General features: G+C 68.4%; 13 protein-coding genes, 1 tRNA gene and 2 pseudogenes. 14 read left to right on the top strand and 2 right to left on the bottom strand.

The features are described from left to right. The first annotated feature begins 17 nt into the window (after positions 1-17). From JOF43_RS12060 to JOF43_RS22615, 14 genes and pseudogenes are all read left to right on the top strand, one after another. Positions 18-1,655 (top strand): M23 family metallopeptidase, encoded by a 1,638-nt coding sequence (locus JOF43_RS12060; RefSeq protein ID WP_209903289.1) that lies wholly within the window; start codon positions 18-20, stop codon positions 1,653-1,655. 5 nt (positions 1,656-1,660) lie between these two features. Beyond that, positions 1,661-1,927: a DUF6112 family protein gene (locus JOF43_RS12055; RefSeq protein WP_209902330.1), complete on the top strand. Its 267-nt coding sequence runs from the start codon at positions 1,661-1,663 to the stop codon at positions 1,925-1,927. Positions 1,928-2,045: 118 nt separating this feature from the next. After that, complete coding sequence (locus JOF43_RS12050; RefSeq protein ID WP_209902329.1) at positions 2,046-2,357, top strand: DUF6112 family protein; 312 nt, start codon at positions 2,046-2,048, stop codon at positions 2,355-2,357. Between the two features lie 40 nt (positions 2,358-2,397). Continuing rightward, positions 2,398-3,903 (top strand): conjugal transfer protein TrbL, encoded by a 1,506-nt coding sequence (locus tag JOF43_RS12045; RefSeq protein WP_209903288.1) that lies wholly within the window; start codon positions 2,398-2,400, stop codon positions 3,901-3,903. 8 nt (positions 3,904-3,911) lie between these two features. Beyond that, positions 3,912-5,378 carry a PrgI family protein gene (locus tag JOF43_RS12040; protein ID WP_209902327.1) on the top strand — a complete coding sequence of 489 codons (1,467 nt, stop codon included), beginning with the start codon at positions 3,912-3,914 and terminating at the stop codon, positions 5,376-5,378. 93 nt (positions 5,379-5,471) lie between these two features. Further along, on the top strand, positions 5,472-6,329 hold the full coding sequence (locus tag JOF43_RS12035) for a hypothetical protein (protein ID WP_209902325.1): 858 nt from the start codon (positions 5,472-5,474) through the stop codon (positions 6,327-6,329). Continuing rightward, positions 6,326-7,816 carry an ATP-binding protein gene (locus tag JOF43_RS12030; protein ID WP_209902323.1) on the top strand — a complete coding sequence of 497 codons (1,491 nt, stop codon included), beginning with the start codon at positions 6,326-6,328 and terminating at the stop codon, positions 7,814-7,816. The genes JOF43_RS12035 and JOF43_RS12030 overlap by 4 nt, the downstream gene beginning before the upstream one ends. Then, positions 7,816-8,373 carry a hypothetical protein gene (locus JOF43_RS12025; RefSeq protein ID WP_209902321.1) on the top strand — a complete coding sequence of 186 codons (558 nt, stop codon included), beginning with the start codon at positions 7,816-7,818 and terminating at the stop codon, positions 8,371-8,373. Before JOF43_RS12030 ends, JOF43_RS12025 begins: the two co-directional genes overlap by 1 nt. Next, on the top strand, positions 8,370-10,154 hold the full coding sequence (locus JOF43_RS12020; protein ID WP_209902319.1) for a TraM recognition domain-containing protein: 1,785 nt from the start codon (positions 8,370-8,372) through the stop codon (positions 10,152-10,154). The genes JOF43_RS12025 and JOF43_RS12020 overlap by 4 nt, the downstream gene beginning before the upstream one ends. A gap of 103 nt (positions 10,155-10,257) precedes the next feature. Beyond that, a complete protein-coding gene (locus tag JOF43_RS12015) occupies positions 10,258-10,704 on the top strand; it encodes a single-stranded DNA-binding protein (protein ID WP_209902317.1) in 447 nt (148 codons plus the stop codon). Between the two features lie 17 nt (positions 10,705-10,721). Further along, positions 10,722-11,336 (top strand): hypothetical protein, encoded by a 615-nt coding sequence (locus JOF43_RS12010; RefSeq protein ID WP_209902315.1) that lies wholly within the window; start codon positions 10,722-10,724, stop codon positions 11,334-11,336. Next, positions 11,336-11,566, top strand: a complete 231-nt coding sequence (locus JOF43_RS12005) for a hypothetical protein (protein WP_209902313.1) — start codon at positions 11,336-11,338, stop codon at positions 11,564-11,566. The genes JOF43_RS12010 and JOF43_RS12005 overlap by 1 nt, the downstream gene beginning before the upstream one ends. A gap of 209 nt (positions 11,567-11,775) precedes the next feature. Continuing rightward, positions 11,776-12,243: pseudogene (locus tag JOF43_RS22620) on the top strand (recombinase family protein); the annotation flags it as partial. Positions 12,244-12,334: 91 nt separating this feature from the next. Beyond that, positions 12,335-12,841 (top strand): annotated as a pseudogene (locus JOF43_RS22615) (recombinase family protein); the annotation flags it as partial. A gap of 610 nt (positions 12,842-13,451) precedes the next feature. Here the strand turns inward: JOF43_RS22615 and JOF43_RS11995 are convergent. Continuing rightward, positions 13,452-13,524 (bottom strand) — tRNA-Ala (locus tag JOF43_RS11995). Positions 13,525-13,600: 76 nt separating this feature from the next. Further along, positions 13,601-14,488 carry an inositol monophosphatase family protein gene (locus tag JOF43_RS11990; protein ID WP_209902312.1) on the bottom strand — a complete coding sequence of 296 codons (888 nt, stop codon included), beginning with the start codon at positions 14,486-14,488 and terminating at the stop codon, positions 13,601-13,603. Between the last annotated feature and the right edge of the window lie 25 nt (positions 14,489-14,513).

Here is a 14,513-nt window from a genome sequence, read left to right as displayed (position 1 = left end):
CGGGGTGATCGCTCGTGATGAAGAAGCTCGTCGTCGTCGCCCTCGCTCTGGTGTTCCTGGCCCCGTCGCTCGTGCTGGTCGGGGTCGGGGTGGTGATGAACCCCGCCGTGACTGCCACCGCATCCTGCACCGCGGCAGGCACGAACGTCACGGTCGGCGACGTGCCCGAAGAACTCACCGTCACAACAGCGAACGGTGAGACCTACACCTTGAACCAGGCGCAGTTGACGCATGCGGCGACGATCATCGAGACCGCCTCTAGCATCGACGGGATCACCCGTGACGGGCTGGTGATCGCGCTGATGGCCGCGCTGACCGAATCCACCCTCAGACAGCTCGCCAACACGAGCGCCTACCCGGAGTCGGCGAACTACCCCAACGACGGCGACGGCTCCGACCACGACTCGTTGGGCTTGTTTCAGATGCGCCCGCAATCCGGGTGGGGCACCGTCGCCGAGCTGATGGACCCGACCTATCAGGCGCGGGCATTCTTCGGCGGACCCGACGGCCCGAACCACCCGAGCCCCAGAGGGCTGCTGGATTTCGCCGGCTGGGAGCAGATGGACAAGGGCGAGGCCGCCCAAGCCGTCGAAGTCTCCGCCTACCCCGACCGGTACCGCAACTACCAGCCGGTCGCCGAGACCATCCTGACCACCCTCACCACCGGTGCACCCGCCAACAGCGCAAACACCGCTGAGACGGCCCCGGTTGCAGCCCCGGTCACGGAGTCCGCCCGGGTGGTGTTTCCCCTACCCGAGGGCAGCTGGGTGATGACCAGCCCCTACGGCATGCGCACCCACCCCATCACCGGAGAACGCACGCTCCACGCCGGCACCGACTTCTCCGCCCCCGACGGTACCCCGATCCTGGCCGCCGCAGACGGCACCGTCACCGTCGCCGACTACTCCGAAGGCAGTGGCGGCATTATCGTCATCGAGCACACCATCGACGGCCAGAGCGTCGCGACCGCCTACATGCACATGTGGCAGCACGGCATCTACGTCTCGGTCGGTGACCGGGTCAGCGCCGGGCAGCACATCGGCGATGTCGGCTCCTCCGGCAACAGCACCGGCCCGCACCTGCACTTCGAAGTCCGCCCAGGCGGCACCAACGCCGACGCCGTGGACGCGGCTGCATGGCTCAACGACCACGACGCCGCCGACCTACCCGAAGCCGAAACCGGCGACCCCGCGAACGATTGCCAGCCCGGCGGCAGCGCCCCTGGCGGACAGCCGGACCCGTTCGAGGGAGACCCGGACCGCATGGTCGACGACCCCACCACAGACGGGCAGATCACCGCCCAGATGCTGCACCTCTACCAGCAGGCCACAGCCGCGTTCCCCGACACCTCCTGGGCCTGCTACTCACCCCGACCCGGCACCGTCTCCGAACACCCCTTGGGCAGGGCATGCGATCTCACGTTCGGCAACGCGATCGGCCAACGCCCCACACCACCGCAGCTCGAAGCCGGGTGGCAGGTCACCAACTGGATGAAAGACCACGCCGAAGTCCTCGGCGTCGACTACCTGATCTGGCAGGACAAGATCTGGTCCCTCGCACGCGACGACGAGGGATGGCGCGATTACACCCGCGGGACGGATATCACGACCAAGCACATCGACCACCTCCACGTCACCGTCCGGCCCGGGAGCTGAGCGGCATGGATGTGTTCCCCGACTTCGACGGCCTGGGCGGGATCGGCGACCTACGCGAGGTGATCGGCGCGCTGCTCACCTTCGTCCTGGTGATCGCCGTGTTGATGCTGATCATCTGCGCGATCGTCTGGGCCATCGCCACCGCCAACGGCAACCACACTGCCGCCACCAAGGCGCGCGTCGGGGCGTGGACGGCCCTCGGCGCTGCGGTCCTGGCCGGCGGCGGGGTCGCCTGGCTGAACTGGCTCATCCGGCTCGGCCAGCAGCTCTGAGGCCCTGCCCGTCCTCGACCTCGTCGCGGCGACGTTGGGTGAAACAGTGCACCTGACCGACGAACCCCTTCCGTGTTCCCCGCCCCTCGGGTGGGTCCGTTCGTCAGGAGACACCATCGTGTTCGATCTCATCACCGTCCTGCCGGCGCTCGTGCCGATGGACATCAACATCGACCCCAACGATTCCGGCCTGCCCGGCATCGCCCAATTGCGCACGATCGTCGGCGCCGTCATGACCATCGGCCTCATCCTGTCCGTGCTGGCGCTGATCATCTCAGCGATCGTGTGGGGCTTCGGCGCCAACTCCTCCAACCCGCACCTGGCGGGCCGGGGCAAGGTCGGCGTCCTCGTCTCCTGTGGTGCCGCGGTGATCTGCGGCGCGAGCGTGACGCTGATCAACTTCTTCTGGAACGTCGGCCAGCAGGTCTGACCCCACCCCCGCCCGACTCGACCTTTGAGGAGTGATTCCGGTGGGTGTGTGCGACGTCCCCATCATCTCGTCCGTGTGCGACACCGCCGGCGAAGCCGCCGCGTCGCTGGTGGCCGCGCCGTTCGACTGGCTCGCCCAAGCCATGGGAGCAGCAGCGGGCTGGTTGTTCGAGGCCGTCTGGGCGGTGTTCGACACCACAACGCTGGTGGATGTCACGTCGCCGGAGTATGTGGCGGTCTACAACATCCTGTTCGGCATCGCGGTGTTCGTGATGCTGATCTTCTTCTGCCTCCAACTCATCACCGGACTCATCCGCCGCGATCCCACCGCACTGTCCCGCGCTGCACTCGGGCTCGCCAAGTCCGTGCTCGGCAGCTTCGTCGTCATCACCCTGACGGCGTTGTTGTTGGAGATCGTCGATCAGCTCTGCATCGGGATCATCCAGGCCGCCGGCGAGACCACCGAATCGATGGGCGACAAGATCACCCGGCTGGCCGCCGGCCTGGTCGGCATCAACATCGCCGCGCCCGGTGTCGGGGCAATCATCACGATCTTCCTCGCCGGCCTCGCCATCAGTGCGGCCGCCATCGTGTGGCTGTCCCTCCTCGTGCGCAAGGCACTGCTGCTGGTCGCGATCGTGCTCGCACCGCTGGCGTTCTCCGGCGCCTCGTGGGATGCCACGCGGGGGTGGATCGGGAAGTGGGCGATGTTCGTCATCGCCCTGATCTGCTCCAAGCTCGTCCTCGTCGTCATGTTCCTGGTCGCCATCACCCAAGTGTCCGCGCCGATCGATGGCGACCTGTCCTCGGTGTCCGACCCGATCGCCGGGATCGTGCTGATGGCGATGGCCGCGTTCGCCCCGTACCTGACTTACAAGTTCCTGTCGTTCGTGGGCTTCGACATGTACCACGCGATCGGTTCAGAGCAGGACGCTAAACAGGCACTCAACCGGCCCATCCCGACACCCACCAAGCCCCAGGGCGGCGGTGAGCCGAAGAAGGTCCTCGACGGTGGTGAGGGCAGCAAGTCCGGTGGCGGGGGTAGCGGTGAAGGCGGTGGTGGGGGTGGGAAGAACCCGCCGCAACCGAAGAACCCCGCATCCCAGGCCTCTGGCGGCACCGCCGGAGCCAGCGGAGGCAAGGCCGCTGCGGGAGCTGGCGGAGGCAAGGCTGCTGCGAGCGGGTCTGCGGGAGCTGGTGCTAGCGGCGGAGCAGGAGCAGGCGCGGGTGCTGGAGCGGGGGCTGCGGCGGCTGGTCCGGCCGCGGCGGCCGTGATCGGCGCCAAGGTCGCCAAGGACGCCGCCACCGCCGGACCCAAGGCCGGCAAAGCCCTCGGCGGTCAGGGCGAGACCGCCGCAGACGCCGCCGGCCAGACCGGAAGCACGCCACCGCCGCCGGCGCAGGCAGGGCCGCCGCCGTCCTCGTCGGCACCCAAGGCTCCACCCGCTGAGGAGCGAAAGACGCCCTCGCCGGGTCCCTCACAACCGCAGCCGCGGCCGCCGAAGCAACCACCCCCACCGGCACCGAAGCCCAACGGCAAGGAGTAAGGGCGGCCATGACCACGAAGAACGAGCGCACGGTGTCCTCGGAGCTGGTTCCGGTGAAGTTCTCCCGCCTCACCCGGCGAGGCGTGCTGCTGGGCCTCTCGCTATCCCAGCTCATCACGCTGGCGATCGGCGTGCTGGCGGTCGTCGGCGCGCTCTACGCCGGTGGCGGCATCCTGCTGGCCTACACCGCACCAATCTGGGTGCTTGCCGCGGCGCTGACCTGGATACCCGTCGCCGGACGCCCGGCTGTGGAGTGGCTGCCAGTGGCGTTCTGGTGGCTCTGGCGCACTACCGCCGGCCAACTCTTGTATCGGCGGCGCGTAGTGACACCGCGTCCGGTCGGCACCCTCGCGCTGCCCGGTGACGTGGCCCGGCTGCGCGAGTACACCGACCCCGAAACGAACGCCGGGATGATCCACGACCCCCACCAGCAGACCCTGACGGTGATCTGCGAGGTGTCGCATCCGGCGTTCGTGCTGCTCGATCCCGGCGAGCAGGAACGCCGCGTCACCTCCTGGGGGCGCGTCCTGGCCACCGCCTGCCGATCCGGTCGTATCGCCACCCTCCAAGTGCTGGAGCGCACGCTGCCGGATTCGGGAACCGGCCTCGCAGAATGGTGGGAGGCTCACGGGACCGACGACGACACCTGGGCAGCCACCACCTACGCCGAACTCATCGACCGTGCTGGCCCTGCTGGGGAGAGGCACGCCACCACGCTGTCGCTGAGCCTGGACCTGAAGAACGCCGCCCGGCAGATCAGGACCGCCGGCGGCGGCATCCGGGGTGCTGCCGCAGTCCTGCGCCAAGAGATGTCGACCCTGGTCGCCGCGCTCCGCTCGGCCGACCTCACCCCATCCGGGTGGCTCACTCCCGGGCAGATCGCGGTCATCCTCCGTGGTGCGTACGACCCGGCGATCGCTGCCACGCTCGCGCGGCACGGCGAACTCGGCCAATCTCTTGCCACCGCCGGCCCCGTCGCGGTCAACGAGTCCTGGACGAGGCTGCGCACCGACTCAGCCCACCACGGCGTGCTGTGGGTCTCGGAGTGGCCACGCTCGATGGTCTACCCCGGATTCCTCTCACCCGTGCTCTTGTCGACTGGCATCCAACGGTCGTTCTCGTTGATCTGCACCCCGATGCGTTCCGACCAGGCCGCCCGGGACATCCGCAAGAAGAAGGTCGAACACATCTCCGACCACGCCCAGCGCGCCAAGATCGGGCAGATCGAAGACGCCGCGCAAACCGCTGAGTACCAGGACGTGCTCCAGCAAGAGGCCGATCTGACCGCGGGCCACGGAGTGCTGCGCTACACCGGACTCATCAGCATCTCCGCACCCACTATCGACGAACTCGACGCGGCCGTGGCTGCGATCGAGCAGGCCGCGATCCAGGCCTCCTGTGAGACCCGGCTGCTCGTCGGGCAGCAGGCCGCCGCCTTCACCGCTGCCGCGCTGCCGCTGTGCCGCCGCATCTGACGCGACGCCTGGGTCGGTCGTGTGGCTGAGCGGGTGCACCTGACCAGCGACCCCGAATCCGGGGAACCTACTCACGTTCATGGGAGCCCGCTCATGCCCACGTTCCACGACCCACTCGCCGATGCCGCCGAAGCATCCGAAGCGCTACGCGGCCTGGCCCACGCCAGCCGGGTCTTCGAGAACCCGGCCGACACCTACACCGTGTTCGGCGACATGGTCGCCGGGATGCGGTCACTGCGCCAAGTGCTTGACCAGCTCGCCAACACGCACCTCACGCACCGCGACCGTGCGTTCGATGACAACGGCAACCACACCGCAGGAGCACAGGACGCCCTGGCCGCAGCCGACGAGCTGCACCAGGCCGGCACCCTCCTGGACCAGGCCTATGACCGACTTGATGCGGCGTTCTCCCATTCAGGACGAATCGCCTGGAACCGCGACCCCACCCTGGCCGATCCCATCGAACACCAGGGAGCCACCGAGGAACCCGTCTCGCGGTGGATCAGCGTCGTGTTCCTCCAAGGCGAGGAGGCCGACGACGTGCTGGAGCTGATCGACCGCGACGGCCCGGACGCGGGCATCGAACATCTGACGGGCTTCGACTACGGGGACGAGACGACCGACGCCGCCCTGGAGAACGGCTACGTCTACGACGAACCCCCAACCGGCCCGCTCGACCGGGTCGTCACCGAGGGCGACTACACCCTCACCTACAACCCGGCGATGGCCCACGTCAGCCTGCTCCGCGCCCATACTGTCCCGCTCGATCCGGCGCTGGACGACGCCGACGTGATCCCGGTGCGCGAGGCCATCGCCGGCAACGGTGCCCACGACCCGAGCGCACCCGCCACGACTCCGGGCGCGGCGCCAGCGCCGGCGGTGGCTGAGACGGACTGGTTCGCCGGCCCGGCCCGGTCGACCACATCTGCGGGCCGGGGGCTGTCCCTGTGACCGGGCAGGAGCCAGAGCGCCTACACACCGCCGTTCTGGTCGCCCCGGCGAGGGAGCGCCGCCGACTGCGCAAGCAGCGGCGCCAGGCGGCCGCGAAGCTCCAAGCCGAGCAGCACCGCACCGAGAAGGCAGCAGCGACAGCCAAAGCCGAAGCAGAGAGCGCCGAACGCAAAGCCACAAAGTATCTACCCGCCGCGGGGGAGCCCGGCCCGGCGGCGCTGCGCACCCCGGGCCGGTTCCGGCTACCACGACATCAGGACACGTCGGCGACGTTGGCTGGGGCGTATCCGTTCGTCGCCGAAGGCGGTCTCGGCGCCGACGGGGTGTTCGTCGGCCAAGACCTCTACTCCGGCGGCAGCTTTGTTTACGACCCGTGGGTGCTCTATGCCCGCGGGATCATCACCGCTCCCAATGTCGTGCTCGCCGGGATCGTGGGCTCCGGCAAATCGTCCCTGGCGAAGTCCCTCTACACCCGCAGCCTGCCGTTCGGGCGGCGCGTGTATGTGCCCGGTGATCCCAAGGGAGAGCACACCGCTGTGGCCGAAGCGGTCGGCGGACGGGCGATCATCCTGGGCCACGGCCTCAACACGAGACTGAATCCCCTTGATGAGGGGCTTCGGCCCTCCGGGTTCTCCGATGAGCAGTGGGCGACCACGGTCGCCTCCCGTCGCCGTGACCTCATCGGGGCACTGGCCGAGACCGTGCTGGCGCGGGGGTTGACGCCATTGGAGCACACCGCGATCGACCTCGCCCTGACCGAAACAGTCCGGGAGAACGATGTTCCGATCCTGCCGATGGTCGTCGACCACATCCTCACCCCCAACGAGGACGCCGACGATGGCAGGTTGGCCGAGGACGGCCGGCTCGTTGGACATGCACTGCGCAGACTCGTGGCCGGCGACCTCCAAGGGCTCTTCGACGGACCGTCCACGGTGGCGTTCGACCCGTCGTTGCCGATGATCTCCCTCGACCTGTCACGCGTGACCGAGAACTCCATGCTCATCAGCGTGCTGATGACGTGCTCCAGCGCGTGGATGGAGTCCGCACTGCTGGACCCTGCCGGTGGGCAGCGGTGGGTGATCTACGACGAAGCCTGGCGCCTCATGTCCCACCCCGCCCTGCTGCGGCGCATGGATGCGCACTGGCGGCTGGCCAGGCATTACGGGATAGCGAACATGCTCATCTTCCACAAGCTGAGCGACCTCGACAACGTCGGCGACGCCGGCTCCGCGATGCGCTCCCTGGCCAACTCGCTGTTGGCCAACGCCGAGACCCGCATCGTCTACCGCCAAGAATCCGATCAGCTCGGACCCACCGCCCACGCGCTGGGCCTCACCGGTACCGAGCAGAAGCTTCTCCCAACCCTTGGCGTCGGGCAGGGCCTGTGGCGGATCAAGGACAGGGCCTTCGTGACCCAGCACCAGCTGCATCCCGCTGAGCTGGAGCTGTTCGACACCAGCTCGCGGCTTACGTCGGGAGTGACGTGATGAACCGCAAATTGCCACGTCGTGCGCCCTGGCCAGAGCCGGAGCAGGCCCCGGTCGTGCTGACACACGTGATCATCAGCGTGACCGAGGCGGGCGCGCTGGACGTCACCGTCGACGGTGCCCCATATCGGCCGCCGCAGGAAGGCGGCATATGGACGCGGAGCACCTTCGGTGCCCTGCTGGATGCCATCACCGCCGACCGCACGATCGCCGTCAGGATTGAGGTGCGCGAGAGCGACGGGAGCGTGTTCACCGACATCATCCGCGCCCGCCGCCGCACCACACCTCCGCCGCCCGAGATCGACCCCGAACAACAGCGCGGCAAGAGCAAGGGCGCGCAGGGACCAGAGCTGGTCGAGGTTACCGCGGACGGGTTCGTGCCCGGTGAGGACGTGGCCGTCGCGGCCATCGTCTCCCACACCGATGCCACCAGCACCGGCTCTGCGCGATCTCTCCTCGACAAGGATCAGCTCGGCTCCCTGGTGCGTGACGGTACGGGCGAGGTCGTGTTGTTCGGCCGGGTCTCTGGCGCCGTCCATGTTCGGCGGTTGCCGTGAGCGCGCCGCAGCAGCGGCAGAGCGGGAGCATGGGCGATGAGCTGACCAACGCCGCCCTCATCGGGCTGGTCGGGATGTTCGGGGTCGCGCTCATCCTCCGCGCCGCAGGCAGTGTGTCGGCGTTCCTCACCGGCGCACCCCAACCCGAAGCGGGACCAGCATCGGGGCTCGGTGTGCTGTTCAACCCCGGCAACCCCGCGGCCACCCTCGACAGCGACGAGCTGAACTCCGTCGCGTACTGGATCACCGCCGCGGTGATGCTCGCCGGCCTCGTCGCCGCCGGGGTATCGGTATGGGTGCGGCTGCGCCGTCACTCCCGGAAGGTCGAGACCGACCCGCGCCGGCTCGTCGGAACCGCCACCAACCATGACGTGGCACAGACCGCCTCGCCGAAAGCGCTGCTGCGCCGGGCCGGGACGCTGCGCCCCTCCCTGAACGACCCCGAGCCGAGGGATGTCGGCTACCGGATCGGCACCTCCAAGGGCCGTGAGGTGTGGGCGAGCGTGGAGGACTCTATCCTGCTCATCGGCCCACCCCGCTCCGGCAAGGGCCTGCACATCGTGATCCCGGCGATCCTCGATGCACCCGGCGCCGTCGTCACCACCAGCACCCGCCCGGACAACCTCACCGCCACCCTGCGCGCCCGGCAGCGCATCGGGCCGGTGGCGGTCTTCGACCCCCAGCACCTCGCCGCAGGCATCCCCGCCGGACTGCGCTGGTCCCCGGTCCGCGGGTGCGAGAACCCGTTGACGGCGATGATCCGCGCCACCGGCCTCGCCGCAGCCACCGGACTGTCCGCGGGTGGTGTGGAGTCCGGCGGCTTCTGGGAAGGCAAAACAAGGACCGCCCTCCAAGCCCTCCTACACGCCGCCGCCCTGGACCACCGGCCACCGGCTGAGCTGTTCCGGTGGACCCTCGACCCCACGGCGGCCGCCGAGGCCGTCGCCATCCTCACCAACTCGCCGGGCGCCGCGACTGGGTGGGCGGACTCGCTCGGGGCGATGATCGACTCCGACCCCAAGACGAGAGATTCCATCTGGCAGGGTGTCGCCCTCGCCCTCGGAGCACTGGCCGACCCCCGGGTTCTCGATGCCGTCACACCACGACCAGGCGAAGACTTCGACCCCGAACGCTTCATCCAAGAACGCGGAACCCTCTACCTCCTCGCGACAGGAGCCGGCGCCGGAGCTTCGGCCGCACTGGTGGCGGCGTTCGTCGAAGACCTCATCGAGACCGCACGAAAGATCGCCGCCCGCTCACCGGGCGCAAGGCTCGACCCGCCACTGCTGCTCGCACTGGACGAGATCGGCAACCTCGCACCCTTGCCGTCGTTGCCGACACTCATGGCTGAAGGTGGCGGCACCGGCATCACCACCCTGCCCGTCCTCCAGTCCCTCGCCCAAGCCCGCGACAAGTGGAATGACAACGCCGCAGGAGCGATCTGGGACGCCTCCATCGTCAAGATCATCCTCGGCGGCACCTCCAACTCCCGAGACCTCCAAGACCTCTCCACGCTGATCGGCGAACGCGACGAATACACCGACTCCGTCACCCTCGGCGACCACGGCACCCGCTCCAACCAACGCTCCGTCCGTCGCGTGTCGATCCTGCCGCCCGATCGGATCAGAACCCTGCCATTCGGCACCGGCGTCACCCTCCTGCGCTCCGCGCCACCGATCGTGACTGACCTGCGCGCCTGGCCATCACGTCCCGACGCCGATCAGCTCCGCGAGGACCGGGCCGTGATCGAAGCGTTGCTACGCCGCCCCACCGACTCCTGACAGCCGTGTCCTGACATGCCGCGTCCACGGGCGCGCGCGTGCACCTGCCTGACACAGCGGCCCGAACGGATGGTCGCCACCGAGAAGTCAGGAAGGCTTTGTCATGGCTATTCAGACGCAGGAGTCGTTGTCGGGCTTCATCGCTTCGGACCCGCAGTTGCGCGAGACGTCCAAGGGCGATGCCCGGTTCTACGCGCGGATAGGAAAGGAGCACTTCCGCCGCGAAGACGACGGGACGTTCACCCAGATCGAGACGACCTATCACCACATGGTGATGTTCGGCCGTTCGGCCGAACACGCCAACGCGAGGCTCGCCAAGGGCGACAACTTCATCGCCGAGGGCTACACCCGCCCCGTCAGCTACGAACGTAACGGGCAGAACGTCGAGGGTGAGGAGTTCGTGGCCAAGAAGATCGGCCACGATGCCGCCCGCACCCGCTACGACGTGGACCGCACGCCGCGTCGGGCCGCGGTGGAGCGGGAGGCGGCCGCGTTCGAGACACCACACCGCCCGGCACCGGCGGGCCAGTCGTCGTCGCTGAGCCTGTGAACCCGGGGGCGGCGACGATGACTGACGACACCCCCGACATCAACCCCGGCGCCGGGACGGACGAATCCGTCCTGGACGAACCGGATGTCTTCGACGATCCGGCGCGGATCAGTGCTGCGGACGTGGCCGAGCCGCCGCACCCGGTGAACTGGAATCTGCTGACCGCGCACGACCTGGAACAGGAATGGCTGGCGCTGAACCAGTGGGTGGATTGGCTGCGGCACACCTACGGGCTGCCCGCCAGCGTGATCCCACCGTTCTGGCATCACCACCCCGAGCTGGTGTGGGAGCTGTCCGCTCTGCATCTGCATTGGCTGTGTGCCTACGACGCCGAGCAGAACGGTTCCGCCCCGAGCGGGTGGCATCGCGACTTCGCCGAGACCCGCAACCGGCTCCGGGACTGGGTGGCCGCCTCCGGCACTCGCCTGGACCGGGACCGGCCCACCCGGCAGACAGTCTGGCCCGGCGAGGACCCCGCACCGCCGGTGGAGGACATCGTCGTCGCGGACCGCGACGAGGAGTTCGTGGACTGGGTCCAAGCCGACGTGCGGCGCCGCCAGCAGGCCGAGGACGAGTTCTACACCCACATCGACCCTGACGTCGATCCCGAGACCGGGGAGGTGCGGGACTGATGGGCTCCTATGCGAAGAAGACGAATCGCCGTCGCTACGAGGACCGGTCGTTCTCCGTCCGCGCGGTCCATCGTGACCGGCCAGACCTCCACAAACTCGCCGAGGTACTGATCCGGCTGACCTTGCAGGAGACCGGCCGCACCCGCGCCGAACACCGGGCAGCCGAACCACCCGACACCTACCGCCCCGCCACCGGCGGCGCCTCGTCGGCTGCGGCTACCGAGCAGTGACGGACCGAGACGGTAGAATGAATGAAGCAAGCCTCGCGCACCGCATGAGGTGTTGTGGTCCTAAACCCCGCCGACTGGCGGGCAACACGCACCGTGACCTCCTCGGGTCTCGTCCTACAGCCTTCGGGCTGCTCTCACGATCAACACCACCGTCCGAGCCTTCACCGGCTCACGGGCGCGAGGGCCGATCCGAGTGAGAGAAGGACCCGATGACCATCGCGTCCACCAACAGCGGCCCCGTCCGCAACGACCCGGTACAGAGCCTCATCGACCCGCCCGACGGTGCCGCCGTAGCAGTGTCGTATCTGCGCGTGTCCACCAAGGAACAAGCGGAGAAGGGCGGCCGCGACGAGGGCTTCTCCATTCCGGCTCAGCGCGAAGCTAACCGGCGCAAGGCCGAACAGCTCGGTGCGGCCATCGTGGAGGAGTTCATCGACGCCGGTGAGTCCGCCCGTAAGGCCGATCGGCCCGAGCTGATGCGGATGATCCGCTACGTCAAGCAGCACAAGGTCGCCTATTGCATCGTCCACAAGGTCGATCGGCTCGCTCGTAACCGCGCCGACGACGTGACCATCCACCTCGCTCTCCAGCAAGCCGGAGTCCTACTCGTCTCAGCGACTGAGAACATCGACGAGACCCCCTCGGGGATGCTGCTGCACGGCATCATGTCCACCATCGCCGAGTTCTACTCCCGCAACCTCGCCACCGAAGTCACCAAAGGCATGACGCAGAAAAGCAGCAGGCGGTGGAACACTCGGCAAGGCGCCCATCGGCTACCTCAACGTCCGCACCCGCGACGAACTCGGCCGCGAGGACCGCACGGTCGAACTCGACCCAGAGCGAGCGCCCCTGGTCGAGTGGGCGTTCAAGACCTACGCCTCGGGGAACTGGACCGTCAGCCAGCTCCACGACGAACTCACCTCGCGCGGTCTGATGAGCCTGCCCACCCCGAAGCGCCCGTCCAAGCCGCTGGCGGTGTCCTCAGTGCACCGGATGCTCACCAACCCCTACTACAAAGGCGACGTGACCTACCGGGGCGTCACCTACAGGGGAGCCCATCAGCCACTCGTGCCCGCCGAAGTCTGGTACCAGGTCCAATCCGTGCTCACCGCGCACAAGTCCGCGGTCGAGGCGACCCAGATTCACGACCACTACCTCAAAGGCACCATCCACTGCGGACAGTGCGGCTCCCGGCTGATCGTGTCCAACGCGAAGAACCGGCACGGCAACGTGTACTGCTACTTCGTCTGCTCCGGCCGACACTCCCGACGCACCACCTGCGACCGCAGTGCCATCCTCATCGCCGATGTCGAAAAGCTGATCGAGGACTACTACCAGCGCATCCAGATCACCCCAGCTCAGCACGAAGGACTCGCCGGGATGCTGCACCACGAGTTCGACCAACTCATGTCCGCCGAAGTCGAGGAACTGGCCCAACTCACCGCCAACCGCGACCGGCTCCAACACGAGCAGGAACGGCTCCTGCAAGCCCACTACGCCGACGCGATTCCGCTCGCCCTCCTGAAGAGAGAGCAGGACCGCATCCTGGGTGAACTCGACCAAGTCAACCGGCGCATCGACGCCCACCACGGCGAGTACGCCGACGCCCGAGCCCACCTCGACGACGCGCTGAACCTGCTGGCCAACTGTGCCGACATCTACAACCGGTGCGACGACGCCAACCGGCGCCTATGCAACCAGGCGTTCTTCACCAAGGTCTACATCGACGAAGACGACGAACTCCGCGTCGAGAACAACCGGCCCTTCGAGATGCTGCTGGACCCCGAAATCAACGCCAACGCCCTCACCTGGGCCGAACACGCAGACAAGGCCCGAACCACCACCAACGATTCTGTTGGCAAGGGTTCGAGCCTTGTGCGTCGGGTGGAGCTAGGGGGATTCGAACCCCCGACCTTCTCATTGCGAACGAGACGCGCTACCAACTGCGCCATAGCCCCATGTCGCGTGGCGACCTCGACAGATTAGCACCGGTGCGCACCGGGTGACGAACCGACGAGGCCGCCTTGACGAGGATCACAGATCCGCGTCGCGGAACTCCTGGACCTGCTCGTGGAGCTGGTCGAGCAGCTCGAGTCGCTCGGGACCCGTGCAGGCGACGTAGGCGGGGTGCAGGAAGGCGGGCAGATCCTTCCTCCCGCGCCCCGGCCAGGTGCGGATCGACCCTCCGGCGCGGTGGACGAGGTGGAAGCCGGCGGCGATGTCCCAGGCGTTGATCGAGGCCAGTGCGGTCGCATCGGCCCAGCCGGCGGCGACGTAGGCGAGTTCCAGGGCCGCCGTCCCGAGGTGACGGACCGCGGAGTGCTCCTGGTGGATCTCCACGTGGGCGCGGGCGGCGAGCTCGGGGAACTCGACGGCGTCCCGCTGTCCGGGGAAGCCGGTCAGCAGCAGGGCGTCGGCCGGACCGTTCGTCGAGCGCGGGGTGAGCGGGACACCGTTCAGCATCGCGGGCCCGTCGGCGGCGGAAAACACCTGGCCGAGGATCGGGGCGTCGATGACGCCGGCGACCAGCTCGTCGTCGACCGCCACGCCGATCGAGATGCAGAACAGGGGCAGTCCCGCGGCGAAGTTGCTGGTGCCGTCGATGGGGTCGACGTAGAAGCTCACCTCCGGTCCGTCGGAGCCCGCGGCCGGGTCGTCGGCGGGGCGCTCCCCGCCTTCCTCGCCGACGATGCGGCAGGTCGGCAGCAGGCGCCGCAGCTCGGCGACGATGATCTCCTCGCTCGCGCGATCGTGCTCGGTGACGATGTCGTGGCTGGAGGTCTTGTACTCACGACCCAGGTCGTCGCGGTCCAGGGAGCGGATGTAGTCGGCTGCGGCACCCGCCGCGGTGGTGGCGATCTCGAGCAGGTGGGAGGGGCTCGGGACAGGCGTGGACGGGGAGCGGGGCGGGGAGGTGTTCATCGCCCTCAGCCTAGGCCGAGCCGGT

This window comes from Brachybacterium sacelli, assembly GCF_017876545.1.
Taxonomy (GTDB): domain Bacteria; phylum Actinomycetota; class Actinomycetes; order Actinomycetales; family Dermabacteraceae; genus Brachybacterium; species Brachybacterium sacelli.
Note: the sequence above shows the minus strand (reverse complement) of the source record. Positions and strands in the feature narration are given on the sequence as shown.

Bases quoted from the DNA above. Each gene is read 5' to 3' on its own strand.
- JOF43_RS12060 (WP_209903289.1), top strand. From the start codon at position 18: ATGAAGAAGCTCGTCGTCGTCGCCCTCGCTCTGGTGTTCCTGGCCCCG.
- JOF43_RS12055 (WP_209902330.1), top strand. From the start codon at position 1,661: ATGGATGTGTTCCCCGACTTCGACGGCCTGGGCGGGATCGGCGACCTA.
- JOF43_RS12040 (WP_209902327.1), top strand. From the start codon at position 3,912: ATGACCACGAAGAACGAGCGCACGGTGTCCTCGGAGCTGGTTCCGGTG.
- JOF43_RS12035 (WP_209902325.1), top strand. From the start codon at position 5,472: ATGCCCACGTTCCACGACCCACTCGCCGATGCCGCCGAAGCATCCGAA.
- JOF43_RS12025 (WP_209902321.1), top strand. From the start codon at position 7,816: ATGAACCGCAAATTGCCACGTCGTGCGCCCTGGCCAGAGCCGGAGCAG.
- JOF43_RS12015 (WP_209902317.1), top strand. From the start codon at position 10,258: ATGGCTATTCAGACGCAGGAGTCGTTGTCGGGCTTCATCGCTTCGGAC.
- JOF43_RS12010 (WP_209902315.1), top strand. From the start codon at position 10,722: ATGACTGACGACACCCCCGACATCAACCCCGGCGCCGGGACGGACGAA.
- JOF43_RS12005 (WP_209902313.1), top strand. From the start codon at position 11,336: ATGGGCTCCTATGCGAAGAAGACGAATCGCCGTCGCTACGAGGACCGG.
- JOF43_RS11990 (WP_209902312.1), bottom strand. From the start codon at position 14,488: ATGAACACCTCCCCGCCCCGCTCCCCGTCCACGCCTGTCCCGAGCCCC.